This window comes from Erythrobacter sp. (assembly GCF_038133525.1).
Taxonomy (GTDB): domain Bacteria; phylum Pseudomonadota; class Alphaproteobacteria; order Sphingomonadales; family Sphingomonadaceae; genus Qipengyuania.
The window spans coordinates 15,714-30,901 of the sequence record NZ_JAYPTL010000013.1 but is presented as its reverse complement, the minus strand read 5'-3'; the positions used below and the strand labels follow the sequence as shown (position 1 = coordinate 30,901).

The following is a 15,188-nucleotide window of genomic DNA, read 5'->3' as shown; positions in this document are numbered from 1 at the left end:
CGCTCGGGAATATCCTGCGCCGCCAACTCCAGCTCGATACGCGGTTGCAGGATCAGCTTTTGCGTGATGCGCTGGTCGTATTCGCCCTCAAGCCGTGCGGTAAGGTCACCCCGGTCACTAAGGAAAGCGGCCAGGTCGAGCTCCCACATATAGGGCGAGAGGCCTTGAACACCGAGCACGAGGTGGCTGCGGGTATCGGGCTCGAAATCGACCCGCGCACCCGCCTGGAGGTCGAAGAAGGGGCCGATCGCATGGCTCCAGAGCGCCTGAACCTCTGCATCCTCGACCGACCCGCCAAGCGCGCCTTCGCCTTCGGACTTGAGCACGAACTTGTCGATGTCGCCGCCGTAGAAGCCCTGCAGGTCCCACAGCCAGCCGTCTTCACCGCCCTCCGTCGGGATTCGCGCCTCGAGCCGCTCGACCATCAGCGTGCCGGTGGTCATCCCGCCATGCATGCGGCGCACTTCCTCGCGCGCGGCAGCCATTGCCGCCTCGCCCCAGAATGCATCGGCGGCGTGAAGCGGGCCCTCGGTCGCACGTGGCGGCACGGCCTCTTCGGGTGCCGCGCCTGGAGCGGATTTGTCGGGCTGGATGCCGTGCTGGGTATGGTCCATCTGGCCGCTGTCCTTCGGACCTTCGTCCATTGCACCGGCGTCCATCGAAGCGTTGCCCTTCATCGAGCCATGGTCATGCGCCTCGCTCTTGGGAGGGCATTGCTCGGGCGGGAGATGCCCCATCGCGCAATGATCCATTGCAGCGGGTGCCGGTGCCGTCTGGACCTGCTCCATGCTGCTGGATTGATCGGTCGATTCATGCGCCGAATGGTCCTGCGCCGCGAGGGGGAATGCCCACAAGGCAGCGCCGAGAAGGAGGGCAAGTCGCATTAGTGATGCCCTCCATCCGGAAAAGGCCGGACCGTCACGACCTGCATCATCCCGGCATGCATGTGATAGAGCAGGTGGCAGTGGAAGGCCCAGTCACCCGGCTCGTTTGCGGTCAGGTCGAAAGTGGCGGTGCCCGCAGGCTGGACGATGACAGTGTGCTTCAGCGGCTGGTGCATATGGTCTGCGCCATTCACCAGTTCGAAGAAGTGACCGTGCAAGTGGATCGGGTGTGCCATCATCGTCTGGTTGACCAGCTTCACCCGCACTCGCTCGTCAAAGCCGAAGCGGATCGGATCGTCGGTGACGGCAGAGAAAGCCTTGCCGTCGAACGACCACATGTAGCGTTCCATGTTCCCTGTGAGATGGATCTCGAGTTCGCGCTCGATCACGCGATGGGGATTCATCCGCGCAGCCCTCAGGTCGGTATAGCGCAGCACGCGATGTGGCACATCGTCGAGCCCCAAGCCGGGAAAATTCATCCGATCGACCGGCATCGGCGCAACCATGTCGATCCCGGGCCCGACCTCGACGTCATCGGGCAGGCGCGAGGTATCGCGCATGCTGTGCTCCATCGTGTGATCACCGCCGTGAGCCGAATGGTCCATGGCCCCCATGCCCATGTCGACCATGGTCAGCGTGGGGATTTCGCGAAGCGGCGGCGGGGTGGCGATATGGCCCGGATGCGAAGTCAGGCTGGCCACGGCCATGCCGCTGCGATCCATCGACTCCGCCACCAGCGCGTGGCTGCCGTCGGGCGGGGTCACGATCACGTCGTAGGTTTCGGCGCTACCGATCTGGAATTCGTCGACAGCGACCGGCGCAACATCCATCCCGTCGGCCGCGATCACGGTCATCGGTACTCCGGGTATGCGGATATTGAAGAAGGTCATTGCACCGGCGTTGATGAAGCGCAGGCGCACCCGCTCTCCAGGCTTGAAGGCCAGCTCAAGGTTATCTGCCAGGCCATGGCCATTGATGAGATAGGTATAGGTGGACCCGGACACGTCCGCGATATCGCGCGGATTCATCCTCATCTGGCCCCACATGCGGCGGTCCGCACCACTCATGTCGCCATCCGTGGCGGTCTGCATCTGGCGGTTGAAGTAGTCTTCGCCGACCTTGAGCTTGCGCATGATCTCATGCGGGTGGATCGGCGTGAACTCTGACAGCACCACCACATAGTCGCGGTCGTATCGCGGATCGGGCTCAGCGCTCTCGATCACGAGCGGGCCATAATGCCCTGCCTGTTCCTGAAGGCCCGAATGGCTGTGCCACCAATAGGTGCCGCTCTGCCTGATCGGGAATTCGTAGGTGAAGGTTTGGCCCGGCTTGATCCCCGGGAAGCTGACACCCGGCACCCCGTCGAACTGGAATGGCAAGAGTAACCCGTGCCAGTGTATCGACGAATCCTCGCTCAGATCATTCTTCACGTGCAGCCGGACGTTCTGCCCTTCCCTGAGGCGGATCAGTGGTCCGGGAATGGTGCCGTTGACTGCCACGGCATGCCCTTTCCGACCACCGGTGGTGAAGTGATGATCGGCGATGGTGAGATGGAGGTCTTCCCCCGACAGCTCACCAAAACCGCGCCTTGCGTGCGGCAACGATGCCCCCTTCGCCCATGCAGGCATGGGTAGCGAGGCCGCGGCGGCGAGCCCGGCGGTACTTAAGATCAGGTGCCTGCGGGACAGCGAAATCGACATCGGAAAATCACATCTTGAAGCTTCGGGTTCCTTCCTGCTATATATACCCCCGTGGGGTATTTGGAAGGGGTTTTCTAATGACCGACAAAACCAACGCAAAGGTCAACCGGCTCAACCGCATCGCCGGTCAGGTGCAAGGCGTTGCAAAGATGATCGAAAACGATCGCTACTGCATCGACATCCTGCACCAGATTCAGGCGATAAAATCCGCCCTCGCCAAGGTCGAAAGCCAGGTTCTGAAGGACCATGCCGCCTGCTGCATCGCCGAATCGATTGCCAGCGGCGACGCCGAACAGCAACGCATCAAGTTCGAGGAACTCGTCGAACTGATGGAACGGCAGCGGCGGTAAACCTCAACTATCGACCTTCCGCTTCCTTCGCGGGACCGATCACGCTACGCCGCCACGATGCAGACCATCTTCGTCCTCAACGGCCCCAACCTCAACCTGCTCGGCACGCGCGAGCCGGAGATCTACGGCTCCGATACGCTCAATGACATCGCTCGAATGCTGGACGATCAGGCGAAGGAACTCGGGGTCGCCATCGACATGCGCCAAACCAACCATGAGGGCGTACTGGTCGACTGGCTGCACGAGGCGCGCGAGGTTGGCGCAAAGGCAGTACTGCTCAATGCCGGGGCCTATACCCACACTTCGATAGCACTGCTCGATGCGATCAAGGCGATCGGGGTGCCGGTAATCGAAGTGCATCTGTCCGATCCCTCGCAACGTGAGGAATTCCGCCACATTTCCTATGTCGGAATGGGTGCGGTGGACGAAGTCAAAGGCCTCGGCCCGCGCAGCTATTCCGTAGCGTTGGCCAAGGCGGCAGCGCTCTAAAACGCGCCTGCGCCCCTTGTCACACGGCGCGGGGCAGCGCATAGGCGCAACCGAACTATCAACAAGGGTAACCATGGCCGACAACAAGGGCAGCGCCGGCAAGTCCGGCATGAACGTCGACATCCAGCTCGTCCGCGAACTCGCCGAGCTGCTTGGCGAAACCGGTCTCACCGAAATCGAGGTCGAAGATAACGACCGCAAAATCCGCGTCGCACGTGGCGGCGTTGCCGTGGCCGCGCCAATGGCGATGGCAGCGCCTACCGCTTCGGCGCCAGCTGCTCCTTCTGCAGCGGCACCCGCACCCGAGGCACCCGCCGCAGCGGATACGGCAAACGCCCTCAAATCGCCGATGGTTGGAACGGTCTACCTCGCCCCCGAACCGGGTGCGGCAGACTTCATCAAGGTCGGCGATACGGTCAAGGTTGGTCAGACCCTGCTGATCGTCGAAGCGATGAAGGTGATGAACCCGATCGCCGCCGACAAGGCAGGCACGGTCAAGGCGATCCTGGTCGAAAACGCCCAGCCCGTCGAATTCGACCAGCCGCTGGTCGTCATCGGCTAAGGCGTAGCAATGGCTATTTCCCGTATCCTGATCGCCAACCGCGGCGAGATCGCGCTGCGCATCCATCGCGCAGCCCACGAAATGGGTATCGAGACCGTCGCGGTGCATTCCACCGCAGACGCCGATGCCATGCATGTCCGCCTGGCCGATCATGCCGTGTGCATCGGTCCGCCCAGTGCAACCGACAGCTATCTCAACATGGCAGCGATCATCTCGGCGGCGGAAATCTCGCATGCCGATGCGGTCCACCCGGGCTACGGCTTCCTGTCGGAGAACTGCAAGTTCGCCGAAATCGTCGAGGCGCATGACCTCAAGTGGATCGGGCCCAAGCCCGAACACATCGTGACGATGGGTGACAAGGTGCAGGCCAAGAAGACCGCTGGTGAGCTGGGCCTGCCGCTGGTTCCCGGTTCCGACGGCGCGGTTTCGGACTTCAACGAGGCGCGCAAGATCGCGGCTGAAATCGGCTATCCGGTGATCATCAAGGCCGCCAGTGGTGGCGGCGGTCGCGGGATGAAGGTCTGTAACGCCGAAGACCAGCTCGAAAGCCTGATGCAGCAGGCCGGCAGCGAGGCCAAGGCCGCCTTCGGCGACGCGACGGTCTATATCGAGAAATACCTCGGCAATCCGCGCCATATCGAATTCCAGGTGTTTGGCGACGGCAATGGCAATGCCATCCACCTGGGCGAACGCGACTGTTCGCTCCAGCGCCGCCACCAGAAGGTGCTCGAAGAGGCGCCCTCACCCGTGCTCAGCCACGAAGAGCGGATGCGCATGGGCGGCATTTGCGCCGATGCCATGGCCAAGATGGGTTATCGCGGCGCAGGCACGATCGAGTTCCTGTGGGAGAACGGCGAGTTCTACTTCATCGAGATGAACACCCGCCTGCAGGTGGAACATCCGGTGACCGAAGCGATCACCGGGGTTGACCTGGTGCGCGAGCAGATCCGCATTGCCGACGGCCAGCCGCTGTCGGTCAAGCAGGAAGAGATCGAGTTCAAAGGCCACGCGATCGAGTGCCGGATCAACGCCGAGGATCCCTGGACCTTCGCGCCCTCGCCGGGGCTGGTAAATTACTATCACGCGGCCGGCGGCATGCATGTGCGGGTCGATTCCGGACTCTATGCCGGCTACAAGATCCCGCCCTATTACGACAGCATGATCGCCAAGCTGATCGTCTACGGCCGCAGCCGCAACGGCTGCATGATGCGCCTCAAGCGCGCGCTCGAGGAGATGGTCGTCGAAGGCGTGAAGACCAATATCCCGCTGCACCAGGAACTGCTGCGCCAGCCCGACGTGCAGAGCGGCGACTACACGATCAAGTGGCTGGAAGAGTGGCTGGCGACGCGCGAGGGTTAGGCCCGCAGTTGAGTTTCAGCGGCCCGGTCTGGCGGATCCTTCCAAAGGCAGATTCCGCAATGCCGGCCAAGCCGGCATCGGCGCCCGAAGGCCGATTTCACCATTCGGGACAAATCGCGGCCTACGCGTCCCTCAGTGCGGAAGGCGCTACAGTCGCGATCAGACGCTACCTGAGCGATGGGGTCGAGCGGGTACTGGTTCCGATGTGGCTGGACGCCGCCTGCGTGGTGGACCTGCGAGGTGAAGCTGCCGCCTCGATAGTCTGGCAGGAACTGCAGGCCGCTGGCGCGCCCTCACCAACCTGGGCCTATTCCGATGCTGCCAGGGAATCGGGAGCGCAAGCCATGCTCTATTCCTCCCGAACACGCCCTGAATTGTCGCATATCGTAATATTCGACCCAAGCCGGATGCGTATTGCGGGCCAGATCGTCCCGTTCGTCAATTGAAACCGTAGGGGTCAGCCCAGCGGAACGCCCGGCTCGTTCTTGCTCGTGCGGATCGTGAGCGACGTCTTCACGCTCGCCACATTCGGTGCCGGCGTCAGCTTGCTGGTGAGGAATTCCTGGAACGACTGCAAATCGCGCGCCACGATTTTCAGGATGAAGTCGATTTCGCCATTGAGCATGTGCACTTCGCGTACTTCGGGCAGTCCCTTCATCGCCGCTTCGAATTCGCGCAGTGAATCCTCGGCCTGGCTCTTCAGGCTGACCATCGCGAAGACGGTGATCGAAAAACCCAGCTTCCCGGCCTCCAGTTCGGCGTGATAGCCGCGGATCACGCCTTCCTCTTCGAGCGCACGGACGCGACGAAGGCACGGCGGCGCCGTCAGCCCTACCCGATTGGCCAGTTCGACGTTGGTGATTCGACCTTCCGCCTGCAATTCTGCCAGCAGTTTACGGTCGATATCATCGAGATTGGCCATCACGCTGTTGCCCTTGTCATGTTATGCTTTGCGTCGGAACCAAGGCAGCGTCAGGCGAAATGTTGACAACGCATGCACGGCCTCTTGGCTAACATTATTATCCTTGCCAGCAATTGTCCCGCTTTGCAACGCACAGGCAACTTCTCGTTCATCACAAGTTTTTCACAGATAGAAACGCTGTGCTGTCATGGTTTGCTGCCTGCAGCTACATGCGCTCCGGAGTAAGAATGCACTTTGACGACCGCCTTGCCACCGTGTTGCGCCTCCGCGCGCAGGGCGAGCGTGCGGCCAAAACGCAGTTCCGCCAGCTTATCGATCTGCTCGGCGAACGGCCGCAGGCGGGCGATCCGGCGCTGAAGGCAGCAGCCTATTTGCGGCTCATTGCTCTGGCCGAAGCGATTCCGGTCAAGGAGCGTGCCGCCATCGTTGGCGAAAACGGGTGGCGCTTTCGCAATCCCGAGCTTGTTCGCTGGTTCGGCGAGGCTCACCCCACCATCGCCGCTGCGGCGCTCTATCGTGCGCACCTGACCGGGATCGAATGGGAGGACCTGATTCCCCGCTTGCCGATCCGGGCACGGGGCTTCCTGCGCCATCGCCGGGATCTTCCGCCGGAGGCAATTCGCGTCCTGGACCGCCTGGGTGTTCAGGATCGTGCCCTGCCCTTGCCCGACATGGTGGAAATGCTGGTCGAGGAGCCGGAAGAGCTACCTGCATCAACCCTGCCGGAAGCGCCCGAGCCGCTGCTGTTGACCCCAGCCAATGATATCGAAGTGCTGGCCGAGGGGGACGCACAGGCCGCCCCTCCGGAAGCCAAACCCACTTCACCGGCCGAAGAAGCGGCGCCACCTCGCCGCCCGTCGACCGATGGGGAAGGTATCCGGGCCCTTGTCGAGCGGATCGAAGCCTTCAAACGCAATCGCACGACTGCTCTGCCGGGCGATGCCCCTTCGCTACCTATGGCAGGGCTCGAGCCTGTCGCACCGCGCAAGCCGGTCGACGCGTTCATTTTCAGCACCGATTCAGAGGGGCGCATCGACTGGGCTGAAAACGAAGTTGCCCCGATGGTTGTCGGCACCGCGCTTGCGGCCCGCGCCGAAGGCACGGAGAACGGCGATGACTTTGCTGCAGCCTTCATCAACCGGCGCCCGGTACGGGGAGCCCGCCTCGCGCTGAACGGGGCGGAGGCGATTGCCGGCGACTGGATTGTCGACGCAGCGCCCCGCTTCACCCGTGGCGAAGGGCGTTTCTTCGGTTTCGTTGGCCGTTTCAGGCGCGCAGTTGAGCCCGCCGAAGATCAACGCCATGCCGGTGCCGACCGTTTGCGGCAGCTGCTCCACGAATTGCGCACTCCTGTGAACGCCATGCAGGGCTATGCCGAAGTAATCCAGCAGCAGGTGTTCGGGCCGACACCGCATGAATACCGTGCCCTTGCCGCGTCGATCGCCGGCGATAGTGCGCGAATCCTGGCGGGCTTCGATGAACTCGATCGCCTCGCCAAGCTGGAGACTGGCGCACTCGAGCTCGAACAGGGCACCAGCGACTTTGCTGCAATCGCCCGTGAACAGGTAAAGCAACTGCAGTCCGTGCTGAGCCCGCGCGTGGCGCGTTTCGAAGCGGATCTTGGCGACAATGACGCGCTGCTTCCCTTGGCCAGATCCGAGGCCGAGATGCTCGCCTGGCGCGTGCTCGCGACCTTGGCTGGAGCCACCGGTGCGGGTGAAGTCATTCCCCTCGATCTACGCAGCGAGGGCAGCCAGGTGGCATTGCGGGCGCAGTTGCCTACTCAACTCGCCTCGGCGGAAGACGTGTTCTCGTCGGAAGCGCGATCGGGCGGCAGCACCATCAGTTCGGGCATTTTCGGCGCCGGATTTTCGCTCCGCCTCGCACGGGCAGAGGCCCGCGCCGCGGGTGGCGATCTGCGTCGAGACGGCGGGTGGTTGGTGCTGTCGCTGCCGCTCTTGACCCCTGTCGATGCGCTGCCTAGCCCTGTCGACGAACCGGGGCGCGCCGCAGGCTGACCCTCGCGGAGGGGGAATCGCCATCGTACATGCCAATCTGCGCGAACCGCCGGTTTCACCGCATCTGGTTCGCTTTGCGGAAGGCTTCGGCCAACGTTCGCTGCTGACAGTCGATACCGAAGAGGAATTCGACTGGAACGCGCCGTTCAGCAAGGACGGCTACGGCCTCGATCATGTCCGCCGGATCGCCAAATTCCAGCAATTCTGCGAAGGCCTTGGCGTCTCGCCGGTCTATCTGGTCGACTGGCCCGTGGCCCAGTCCGAACTGGCCAGGGATATCATCGGCAGCGCGGTCAAGGCGGGCAAGGCAGAGATCGGCGTGCAGCTGCATCCCTGGGTAAACCCGCCATATGAAGAAGAGACATCGGTCAGGAACAGCTTTGCCGGCAACCTGCCCTTCGAGCTCGAGCGCGAGAAGTTCCTGCGCCTGCGCAATGTGATAGAGACCAATTTTGACGCCGTCCCGCGGATCTATCGGGCTGGGCGTTACGGGCTCAGCCCGAACAGCGCGCAGATGCTGGCGGAAACAGGCATCGCCATCGACAGTTCGGTTCGCGCCCGTTTCGATTACACCGCAGGGCACGGTCCCGATTACAGCCACCACCCGGTCAAACCCTATTGGAGTGACGCGGAACGCCGACTGATCGAGCTACCCTTGACCACGGTTTATTGGGGCATGCTGCGCAAACAGGGTGGATTGCTGGCGCCATGGGTCAGGCGTTACCCGGGCCTGGGCGGCGCCCTGTCGCGGCTGGGATTGTTCGAGCGAATCGCGCTGACACCGGAGGGTGTGACGGTTGAAGAAGCCCTTCGCGGTACAGACATCGCGATCGATGACGGATTGCCGATACTGGTGCTGAGTTTCCACAGCCCCTCACTGGCTCCCGGCTGCACACCCTATGTCCGGAGCGAGGACGAGCTCGACGAATTCTATGATTGGATGCGCCAGGTCTATGCCTATCTCGATCGCCGCGGGGTCCGATCGACGACCGTGGCGGAAATCATGGAAAAAGCGCTCGTATAGCGGCTTGCCAGTCGGCCAGCGCGCGGCTAGGCGCACTGCTCTGCATGCGACCGGCGGGCCTGTAGCTCAGTTGGTTAGAGCTGGCCGCTCATAACGGCTAGGTCGCGGGTTCGAGTCCTGCCGGGCCCACCAGTCGCAGCAGCGATGAAACAGCGTCGGGGAGTGGCGCAGTCCGGTAGCGCGCCTGCTTTGGGAGCAGGATGTCGCAGGTTCGAATCCTGTCTCCCCGACCATTTCAGTTTTTCGGATATATATATTCGTCACTTAACCCACAGGCACCCACGATTGTGAGGCCAATGGCGCTCAGGAACTGGCCGACAGGACTAACAACTCCGTAGTTTCACCGATCAACTCAATGATCCCTTGCGTAGGAGCCGTTGTGCGATAGTCTGTCCCTACAACTGTTGGGGGTGACTATGGACTTGGAGGTACGGCTCACTGAACTCGCGAAGACGGTTCGCGATCACAAGGAAGTCCTATTAACCGAAGAGGCGGCAAAGAACGCGCTAGTGATGCCATTCATTCAAGCGTTGGGCTACAACGTCTTCAGCCCGACTGAAGTTACCCCTGAGTTCACTTGCGATGTAGGCACGAAGAAGGGCGAGAAGGTCGACTACGCCGTGTTTGATCGCGGGAGGCTCGCCATGCTGCTGGAGTGTAAGCCGTCCAACTCCGTGCTCAGCATTAATCACGCGTCCCAGCTCTATCGCTATTTCAGCGTGACGGATGCGCGTGTGGCGATCCTGACTAACGGCGTGGTGTTCAAGTTCTTCTCCGATACCGAGTCGCCCAACCGGATGGATGATCGCCCCTTCTTCACGCTCGATCTAGAGAACCTCCGAAAGCAGGATATCCGGACGCTTGAGAAGTTCGTCAAGGGAAGCTTCGACATTGATCAGATTGTGCGCGAGGCCGGGAAGCTCAAACTACAGACGCTGGTGTACGGGGAGCTTGAGAAGGAGTTCGCCGAGCCGTCAGAAGATTTCGTTCGTTTGATTGCTCAACGCGTCAACCCGGGACGCTTCACGGCCTCGGTGAGGGAGACATTCACCTCACTCATCTCTTCCTCCTTGAGCGCTCTCATCAGAGATCGGGTCAACGAAAGACTGACTTCGGCTCTCGAAAAGGGCGGAGATGAACCGCAAGATATTGAGGAAAGCAGCGGCGAGGACATAGAGACAACCCCAGAGGAGATCGAAGGGTTCAATATCGTGCGCGCTATCGCGGCCCGGAAGGTGGATCCAACGCGGGTTATTATGCGGGACGCCAAATCCTACTGCGCCATCCTCCTGGACGACAACAACCGGAAGAGCATCGCCCGGCTGCACTTCAATAGCGCCACAAGTCGCCACTTCGGAACCTTTGAGGGCAAGGAAGAGACACGTCACTCCGTCGGGGAGCCTGTCGATATCTACAAGTTCGAAAAGGCGATTTTGAAGCGCCTTGACGAGTTGGGTGCGGCGGGATGAGCCAAGCCCCCGACTATTACGACTGGCTGGTGCTTGCAGCAATCTTCTGTGGTCCGCTGGTTGGCATCTGGGTCACGCGCCTCATTGACGCCTCGAAGGAACAGAAGAACCGCCGCTGGGAACTTTTCGTGACGCTGCGCAGGACTCGCGGCCTAGAGCTTTCTCCCGACCACGTCGCTGCGGTCAACATGGTTCCAGTCCTATTCTCACACGACAAGGAGGCCATGGAGGAATGGGGGAAGCTGATGGATTCTCTCAACGATCCCAGTTGGAACTCGGCGGACGATAACGTTCGGCTTGGTCTCATTACTCGATCAGGGGACGCCCGGCACAACCTCATCCGTCGGATTGGGGAGGTTGTCGGTGCGCGACTTCCGATTAGGGAGGAACACCGCTTGGGCTACGCGCCCGTCGCTTGGGTGAACGAGATGAACGAACAAGCGGAAGTCCGACAGCGGTTCATTGAAGTCCTGAGAGGAGAAAGGTCCCTTCACATGGTCGCAGGGGTCTTCGACCTCGCGAATGAAGTGGAGCGAAAGGAAGTTCTTGCGGAGGACAACGGGTACGGGGCACTCCCCACGCTGAAGGTCGAGAAGGATGCCGCGCCGCTCACCAAGAAAGCAGGGCCTCGCAAGAAGAAGAGCGATCCGACCGGAGGCTGAGCAGTGTCCTCAGTACCCCCTTCAGTGCCTCATAGACGCTACTCCGGGCGATCCCGAGTTCCTTGGCAATGGCACTCGCGCCGATCACCCGCTCACCTTGCGCAGATGGAACCCAGAGAGAGTATGATGACCAAGCAATCGCACCGTTCCCTGCATGGGTTTGTCGGCGCCTTCCTGCTCGCCTGTTCCGCTTGGCCCGCTGTGGCGCAGGATGGCGTAGCGCTGGAGATCGCCGCATCGGCCGATCTCGAACACGATCCCAGCATCGATGTGGCGAATAGCGAACTGGATGGGCGCAAAACCCTGCGTGTCTCGACAACCACCGGCGATGGCGTCGTGCTGTTGCCGATCAGCATGGCCGACGGTTTCGTCGAGGTCGAAGTGAACAGCAATCTGGTTCCGGATGCTCCCGCAGGCTCGCGAGGCTTCGCCGGGATCGCGTTCAGGGTTCAACCGGGATTGCACCACTACGATGCGTTTTACATTCGTCCTGCGAATGGCCGGGCCGAGGAACAGATTCGCCGCAATCACTCGACCCAGTACATCTCCCACCCGGACTATACCTGGTTCAGGCTTCGGGAAGAGAAGCCGGGACATTACGAGAGCTATGTCGATGTCGAGCTGGGCAGCTGGACGAGCCTGCGGGTAGAGGTGGAAGGTGATCGCGCTCGCTTCTTCGTGAACCGCAACGACCAGCCGGTCCTGATCGTAAACGACCTGCTGTCCGACGCGGGCGAAGGGGCAATCGGCCTTTGGATAGCATCGGGGACCGATGCCCACTTTGCCAATGTGAAATACGGCCCGCTGGGCAGCGACGAGGAACGCTGAGTTCCAAGGCCTTCAACCAGGCCCCTTTCTCTGCGGATCAAGTGAGAAGGCGACAAGCGATAGCGCGGTCGACGTTAGGCCAGCCACAACCTCAACAGATAGGCCACCGCGCCAAGCGCGGTCACACTCGCCACCCATATCCCCAGCATCCAGCCGAGCCGCTGCCACAGCGGCTTGGTTTCGGCGTCTTCACCGCCATCGAGAGGGGCCAGACGCATCAGTGGTACCCGTCAGTCCCTACCTTGCCGCGGAAGACCCAATAGGCCCAGGCCGTATAGGCCAGGATCACGGGAAGGATGATGGCGGTCCCGACCAGCATGAACAGCTGGCTGCGTTCCGGCGCCGCGGCATCCCAGATGGTAACCTGGTCGGGCACGACATAGGGCCACATCGAAACGCCCAGGCCGATCATGCCGAGCAGGAACAACCCCAAAGCCAAGAGGAATGGAGCGTAGGTCCTCCGCTTCGCGAGTGCGCGCATCAGGGCGTAGGCGAGAATGCCGGTTAGCAGCGGCACCTGGCTGGCAAACAGGAAGCTGGGCATGGTGAACCAGCGTTGCCAATACTGCCCTTCAAGGAAGGGGGTATAGAGGCTCACGGCGCCGAGCAGGATCAGGGTCGCCACAAAGGCCGGCCGTGCAATCCGATAGGCATGGTCCAGGGCACGACCTTCTACCTTGATGATCAACCAGGTCGCACCGAGCAGGGCATAGCCTGCAACCACGCCCAGCCCGGTCAGCAGCGTATAGGGCGTCAGCCAGTCGAACCAGCTTCCGGCATAGGCCCGGTCGGCAACTTCGATGCCCTGCAACAGCGCGCCCAGCACCATGCCTTGGGCCAGAGCGGCGACCAGCGACCCCGCGGTGAAGGCAAAATCCCAGAAAGCGCGGTGCCCCGGGTCACGCCAGCGGAACTCGAAGGCGACACCGCGAAACACGAGGCCCAACAGCATGGCGATGATCAGGGGATAGGTTGCAGGCAGGATGATGGCATAGGCCAGCGGGAATGCCGCGAAGAGCCCGCCCCCGCCCAGCACCAACCATGTCTCGTTACCGTCCCACACGGGCGCGATCGAGTTCATCGCCTGGTCGCGTTCCTCGCCCACCTCGAAAAAGGGAAACAGGATCCCGATTCCGAGATCGAAGCCATCCATGATCACATAGGCGAATACCGCAAAGGCGATGATGAAGGCCCAGATCGTGGTCAGGTCAAACGCCATCGCGCGTCTCCTGTTGGCTACGGGGCAGCGCATCGCGATCCGTAACCGGATTCTGCGTCGGTCCGGGAGTGATACCGGCGGTCCGCACCGGCCCCTTCTCGGTCCGTTTGACCCCTTTCTCACCAGCATGCGGCGCGCCGCTCATCAGGCGCAGGATGTACCAGGTCCCGACCCCGAAGACGGCGAAATAGACAAGCACGAAGGCCAGCAGTGACATCGCCACTGCAGGTGCGGCCAGCGGGCTCGCGCTCTCGGCGGTGCGCAGCAGGCCATAGACGGTGAAAGGCTGGCGCCCGACCTCGGTCGTGATCCATCCGGCGATCACCGCCACGAAACCCGCCGGTCCCATGACGATCGCGGCGCGATGCAGTAGGCGCCAATCGTACAGCCGCTTGCGCCAACGGGCGATGAGACTCCACAGGCCGATGCCGAGCATCAGGAAGCCAATCCCGACCATCACGCGAAACGCCCAGAACACCACGAATACCGGCGGCTGGTCCGCATCGGGCACCGTATCCAGCCCGGCCAGGGGCGCATCGGGATCATGCTTGAGGATCACGCTCGACAGCTTGGGAATGCCCACGGCGTAGTCGAGTCGCTGTTCCTTGTCGTTGGGAATACCGAACAGGTAGAGCGGCGCGCCGTCAGGGTGGCTTTCGTAGTGCCCTTCCATCGCCATGACCTTGACCGGCTGGTGTTCGAGCGTGTTGAGCCCGTGCATGTCCCCCGCGAAGATCTGCACGGGGGCGACCAGCGCGGCCATCCACATCGCCATCGAGAACATCTTGCGTGCGTGCCGGTTGGCGCTGTCCTTCAGCAAGTGCCACGCCCCCACCCCGCCGACGACGAAGGCAGTGGTCAGATAGGCCGCGATCACCGTGTGGACCAGGCGGTAGGGGAAGCTGGGATTGAAGATGATCTCCGCCCAGCTCTCGCCCGGCAGGAACTGGCCGTTGGCTCCGATTTCGTAGCCGGTCGGCGTCTGCATCCAGCTATTCACGCTGAGGATCCAGAACGCCGAGACGAATGTGCCCAGCGCCACCATCAGCGTGGCAGTGAAGTGCAGGCCCCCCCCCACCCCGTTCATCCCGAACAGCATCACGCCGAGAAATCCCGCTTCGAGGAAGAAGGCGGTCAGCACTTCATAGGCCATCAGCGGTCCGATCACCGGCCCGGCCTTGTCGGAGAAGACCGACCAGTTTGTGCCGAACTGGTAACTCATCACGATGCCCGACACGACGCCCATGGCGAAGGCTACGGCAAAGATCTTGAGCCAGTATTTGAAGAGGTCCCGATAGACGTCGTCTCCGGTCTTCAACCACAAGCCTTCGAGGACCGCGAGATAGCTCGCGAGACCGATCGAAAAGGCCGGGAAAATAAAGTGGAAGCTCACCGTGAAGGCGAACTGGATGCGGGCGAGCAGCAGCGCGTCGAGCTGGTCGAACATGATCAGCGCCTTACACGAAGATTCCGCAAGGTGCGGTGCAAGGGTTGCAAGGTGCATGCACCGCCATGCAACCCACTACACAGATCACATCGCCAGCCAGCTCTGCCACAGCATGTAGGCCGCAACCACGAAGATCACCCCGGCAAAGATATTGGTCAGCGCATTTGTACTCGACAGACGTTTTGAAAGTGCTGTGCCGAACTGGCTACCCAGCAGGCCGCCGAGCACGAACAGGCCCGCCAACGGCCAGTCGAT

Annotated in this window: 17 protein-coding genes and 2 tRNA genes; 12 read left to right on the top strand and 7 right to left on the bottom strand. The window is 61.8% G+C overall.

Annotated features, from left to right (window positions below):
* Together AAFM29_RS05110 and AAFM29_RS05105 are read right to left on the bottom strand one after the other, a co-directional pair.
* On the bottom strand, positions 1–884 hold an 884-nt coding region (locus AAFM29_RS05110), incomplete at its 3' end, for a copper resistance protein B (RefSeq protein WP_341711755.1).
* Positions 884–2,584 (bottom strand): copper resistance system multicopper oxidase, encoded by a 1,701-nt coding sequence (locus AAFM29_RS05105; RefSeq protein WP_341711728.1) that lies wholly within the window; start codon positions 2,582–2,584, stop codon positions 884–886. The genes AAFM29_RS05105 and AAFM29_RS05110, both read right to left, overlap by 1 nt.
* A 77-nt stretch (positions 2,585–2,661) precedes the next feature.
* On the opposite strand from AAFM29_RS05105, the gene AAFM29_RS05100 reads away from it, so the two are divergent.
* From AAFM29_RS05100 to AAFM29_RS05080, 5 genes are all read left to right on the top strand, one after another.
* Positions 2,662–2,934, top strand: coding sequence for a metal-sensitive transcriptional regulator (locus AAFM29_RS05100; protein WP_341711727.1), 273 nt, complete (start codon positions 2,662–2,664; stop codon positions 2,932–2,934).
* 57 nt (positions 2,935–2,991) lie between these two features.
* On the top strand, positions 2,992–3,423 hold the full coding sequence (locus AAFM29_RS05095; protein WP_341711726.1) for a type II 3-dehydroquinate dehydratase: 432 nt from the start codon (positions 2,992–2,994) through the stop codon (positions 3,421–3,423).
* Between the two features lie 73 nt (positions 3,424–3,496).
* The gene (gene accB / locus AAFM29_RS05090) at positions 3,497–3,985 is read left to right on the top strand and encodes an acetyl-CoA carboxylase biotin carboxyl carrier protein (protein WP_341711725.1); all 489 of its coding nucleotides are present in this window, start codon (positions 3,497–3,499) and stop codon (positions 3,983–3,985) included.
* Positions 3,986–3,994: 9 nt separating this feature from the next.
* Complete coding sequence (gene accC, locus AAFM29_RS05085) at positions 3,995–5,344, top strand: acetyl-CoA carboxylase biotin carboxylase subunit (RefSeq protein ID WP_341711724.1); 1,350 nt, start codon at positions 3,995–3,997, stop codon at positions 5,342–5,344.
* Positions 5,308–5,790 carry an RES family NAD+ phosphorylase gene (locus tag AAFM29_RS05080; protein WP_341711723.1) on the top strand — a complete coding sequence of 161 codons (483 nt, stop codon included), beginning with the start codon at positions 5,308–5,310 and terminating at the stop codon, positions 5,788–5,790. Before accC ends, AAFM29_RS05080 begins: the two co-directional genes overlap by 37 nt.
* An 11-nt stretch (positions 5,791–5,801) precedes the next feature.
* On the opposite strand, the gene AAFM29_RS05075 is transcribed toward AAFM29_RS05080, so the two are convergent.
* Positions 5,802–6,266 carry an Lrp/AsnC family transcriptional regulator gene (locus AAFM29_RS05075; protein WP_341711722.1) on the bottom strand — a complete coding sequence of 155 codons (465 nt, stop codon included), beginning with the start codon at positions 6,264–6,266 and terminating at the stop codon, positions 5,802–5,804.
* 227 nt (positions 6,267–6,493) lie between these two features.
* On the opposite strand from AAFM29_RS05075, the gene AAFM29_RS05070 reads away from it, so the two are divergent.
* The 7 genes from AAFM29_RS05070 (at position 6,494) to AAFM29_RS05040 (ending at position 12,267) form a co-directional block, all read left to right on the top strand.
* On the top strand, positions 6,494–8,284 hold the full coding sequence (locus AAFM29_RS05070; RefSeq protein WP_341711721.1) for a histidine kinase dimerization/phospho-acceptor domain-containing protein: 1,791 nt from the start codon (positions 6,494–6,496) through the stop codon (positions 8,282–8,284).
* The gene (locus tag AAFM29_RS05065; RefSeq protein ID WP_341711720.1) at positions 8,238–9,308 is read left to right on the top strand and encodes a polysaccharide deacetylase family protein; all 1,071 of its coding nucleotides are present in this window, start codon (positions 8,238–8,240) and stop codon (positions 9,306–9,308) included. Before AAFM29_RS05070 ends, AAFM29_RS05065 begins: the two co-directional genes overlap by 47 nt.
* 55 nt (positions 9,309–9,363) lie before the next feature.
* Positions 9,364–9,440 (top strand) — tRNA-Ile (locus AAFM29_RS05060).
* A gap of 24 nt (positions 9,441–9,464) precedes the next feature.
* Positions 9,465–9,541, top strand: a tRNA-Pro gene (locus AAFM29_RS05055).
* Positions 9,542–9,724: 183 nt separating this feature from the next.
* A complete protein-coding gene (locus AAFM29_RS05050; protein WP_341711719.1) occupies positions 9,725–10,777 on the top strand; it encodes a type I restriction endonuclease in 1,053 nt (350 codons plus the stop codon).
* The gene (locus AAFM29_RS05045) at positions 10,774–11,439 is read left to right on the top strand and encodes a DUF6680 family protein (RefSeq protein WP_173213840.1); all 666 of its coding nucleotides are present in this window, start codon (positions 10,774–10,776) and stop codon (positions 11,437–11,439) included. Before AAFM29_RS05050 ends, AAFM29_RS05045 begins: the two co-directional genes overlap by 4 nt.
* A gap of 126 nt (positions 11,440–11,565) precedes the next feature.
* A complete protein-coding gene (locus AAFM29_RS05040; RefSeq protein WP_341711718.1) occupies positions 11,566–12,267 on the top strand; it encodes a hypothetical protein in 702 nt (233 codons plus the stop codon).
* Positions 12,268–12,341: 74 nt separating this feature from the next.
* Here the strand turns inward: AAFM29_RS05040 and AAFM29_RS05035 are convergent, their stop codons facing one another.
* The 4 genes from AAFM29_RS05035 to AAFM29_RS05020 form a co-directional block, all read right to left on the bottom strand.
* Complete coding sequence (locus AAFM29_RS05035) at positions 12,342–12,485, bottom strand: DUF2474 domain-containing protein (RefSeq protein ID WP_341711717.1); 144 nt, start codon at positions 12,483–12,485, stop codon at positions 12,342–12,344.
* A complete protein-coding gene (gene cydB, locus AAFM29_RS05030; protein WP_341711716.1) occupies positions 12,485–13,486 on the bottom strand; it encodes a cytochrome d ubiquinol oxidase subunit II in 1,002 nt (333 codons plus the stop codon). Before cydB ends, AAFM29_RS05035 begins: the two co-directional genes overlap by 1 nt.
* The gene (locus tag AAFM29_RS05025; RefSeq protein WP_341711754.1) at positions 13,476–14,933 is read right to left on the bottom strand and encodes a cytochrome ubiquinol oxidase subunit I; all 1,458 of its coding nucleotides are present in this window, start codon (positions 14,931–14,933) and stop codon (positions 13,476–13,478) included. Before AAFM29_RS05025 ends, cydB begins: the two co-directional genes overlap by 11 nt.
* A gap of 84 nt (positions 14,934–15,017) precedes the next feature.
* Entirely contained in the window at positions 15,018–15,188 is a 171-nt protein-coding gene (locus tag AAFM29_RS05020; protein WP_341711753.1) for a hypothetical protein, read from the bottom strand.

Excerpts from the sequence above, each read along its gene's own strand:
- AAFM29_RS05105 (WP_341711728.1), bottom strand. The coding sequence starts at position 2,584 with ATGTCGATTTCGCTGTCCCGCAGGCACCTGATCTTAAGTACCGCCGGG.
- AAFM29_RS05100 (WP_341711727.1), top strand. The coding sequence starts at position 2,662 with ATGACCGACAAAACCAACGCAAAGGTCAACCGGCTCAACCGCATCGCC.
- AAFM29_RS05095 (WP_341711726.1), top strand. The coding sequence starts at position 2,992 with ATGCAGACCATCTTCGTCCTCAACGGCCCCAACCTCAACCTGCTCGGC.
- accB (WP_341711725.1), top strand. The coding sequence starts at position 3,497 with ATGGCCGACAACAAGGGCAGCGCCGGCAAGTCCGGCATGAACGTCGAC.
- accC (WP_341711724.1), top strand. The coding sequence starts at position 3,995 with ATGGCTATTTCCCGTATCCTGATCGCCAACCGCGGCGAGATCGCGCTG.
- AAFM29_RS05075 (WP_341711722.1), bottom strand. The coding sequence starts at position 6,266 with ATGGCCAATCTCGATGATATCGACCGTAAACTGCTGGCAGAATTGCAG.
- AAFM29_RS05070 (WP_341711721.1), top strand. The coding sequence starts at position 6,494 with ATGCACTTTGACGACCGCCTTGCCACCGTGTTGCGCCTCCGCGCGCAG.
- AAFM29_RS05065 (WP_341711720.1), top strand. The coding sequence starts at position 8,238 with ATGCGCTGCCTAGCCCTGTCGACGAACCGGGGCGCGCCGCAGGCTGAC.
- AAFM29_RS05050 (WP_341711719.1), top strand. The coding sequence starts at position 9,725 with ATGGACTTGGAGGTACGGCTCACTGAACTCGCGAAGACGGTTCGCGAT.
- AAFM29_RS05045 (WP_173213840.1), top strand. The coding sequence starts at position 10,774 with ATGAGCCAAGCCCCCGACTATTACGACTGGCTGGTGCTTGCAGCAATC.
- AAFM29_RS05040 (WP_341711718.1), top strand. The coding sequence starts at position 11,566 with ATGACCAAGCAATCGCACCGTTCCCTGCATGGGTTTGTCGGCGCCTTC.
- AAFM29_RS05035 (WP_341711717.1), bottom strand. The coding sequence starts at position 12,485 with ATGCGTCTGGCCCCTCTCGATGGCGGTGAAGACGCCGAAACCAAGCCG.
- cydB (WP_341711716.1), bottom strand. The coding sequence starts at position 13,486 with ATGGCGTTTGACCTGACCACGATCTGGGCCTTCATCATCGCCTTTGCG.
- AAFM29_RS05025 (WP_341711754.1), bottom strand. The coding sequence starts at position 14,933 with ATGTTCGACCAGCTCGACGCGCTGCTGCTCGCCCGCATCCAGTTCGCC.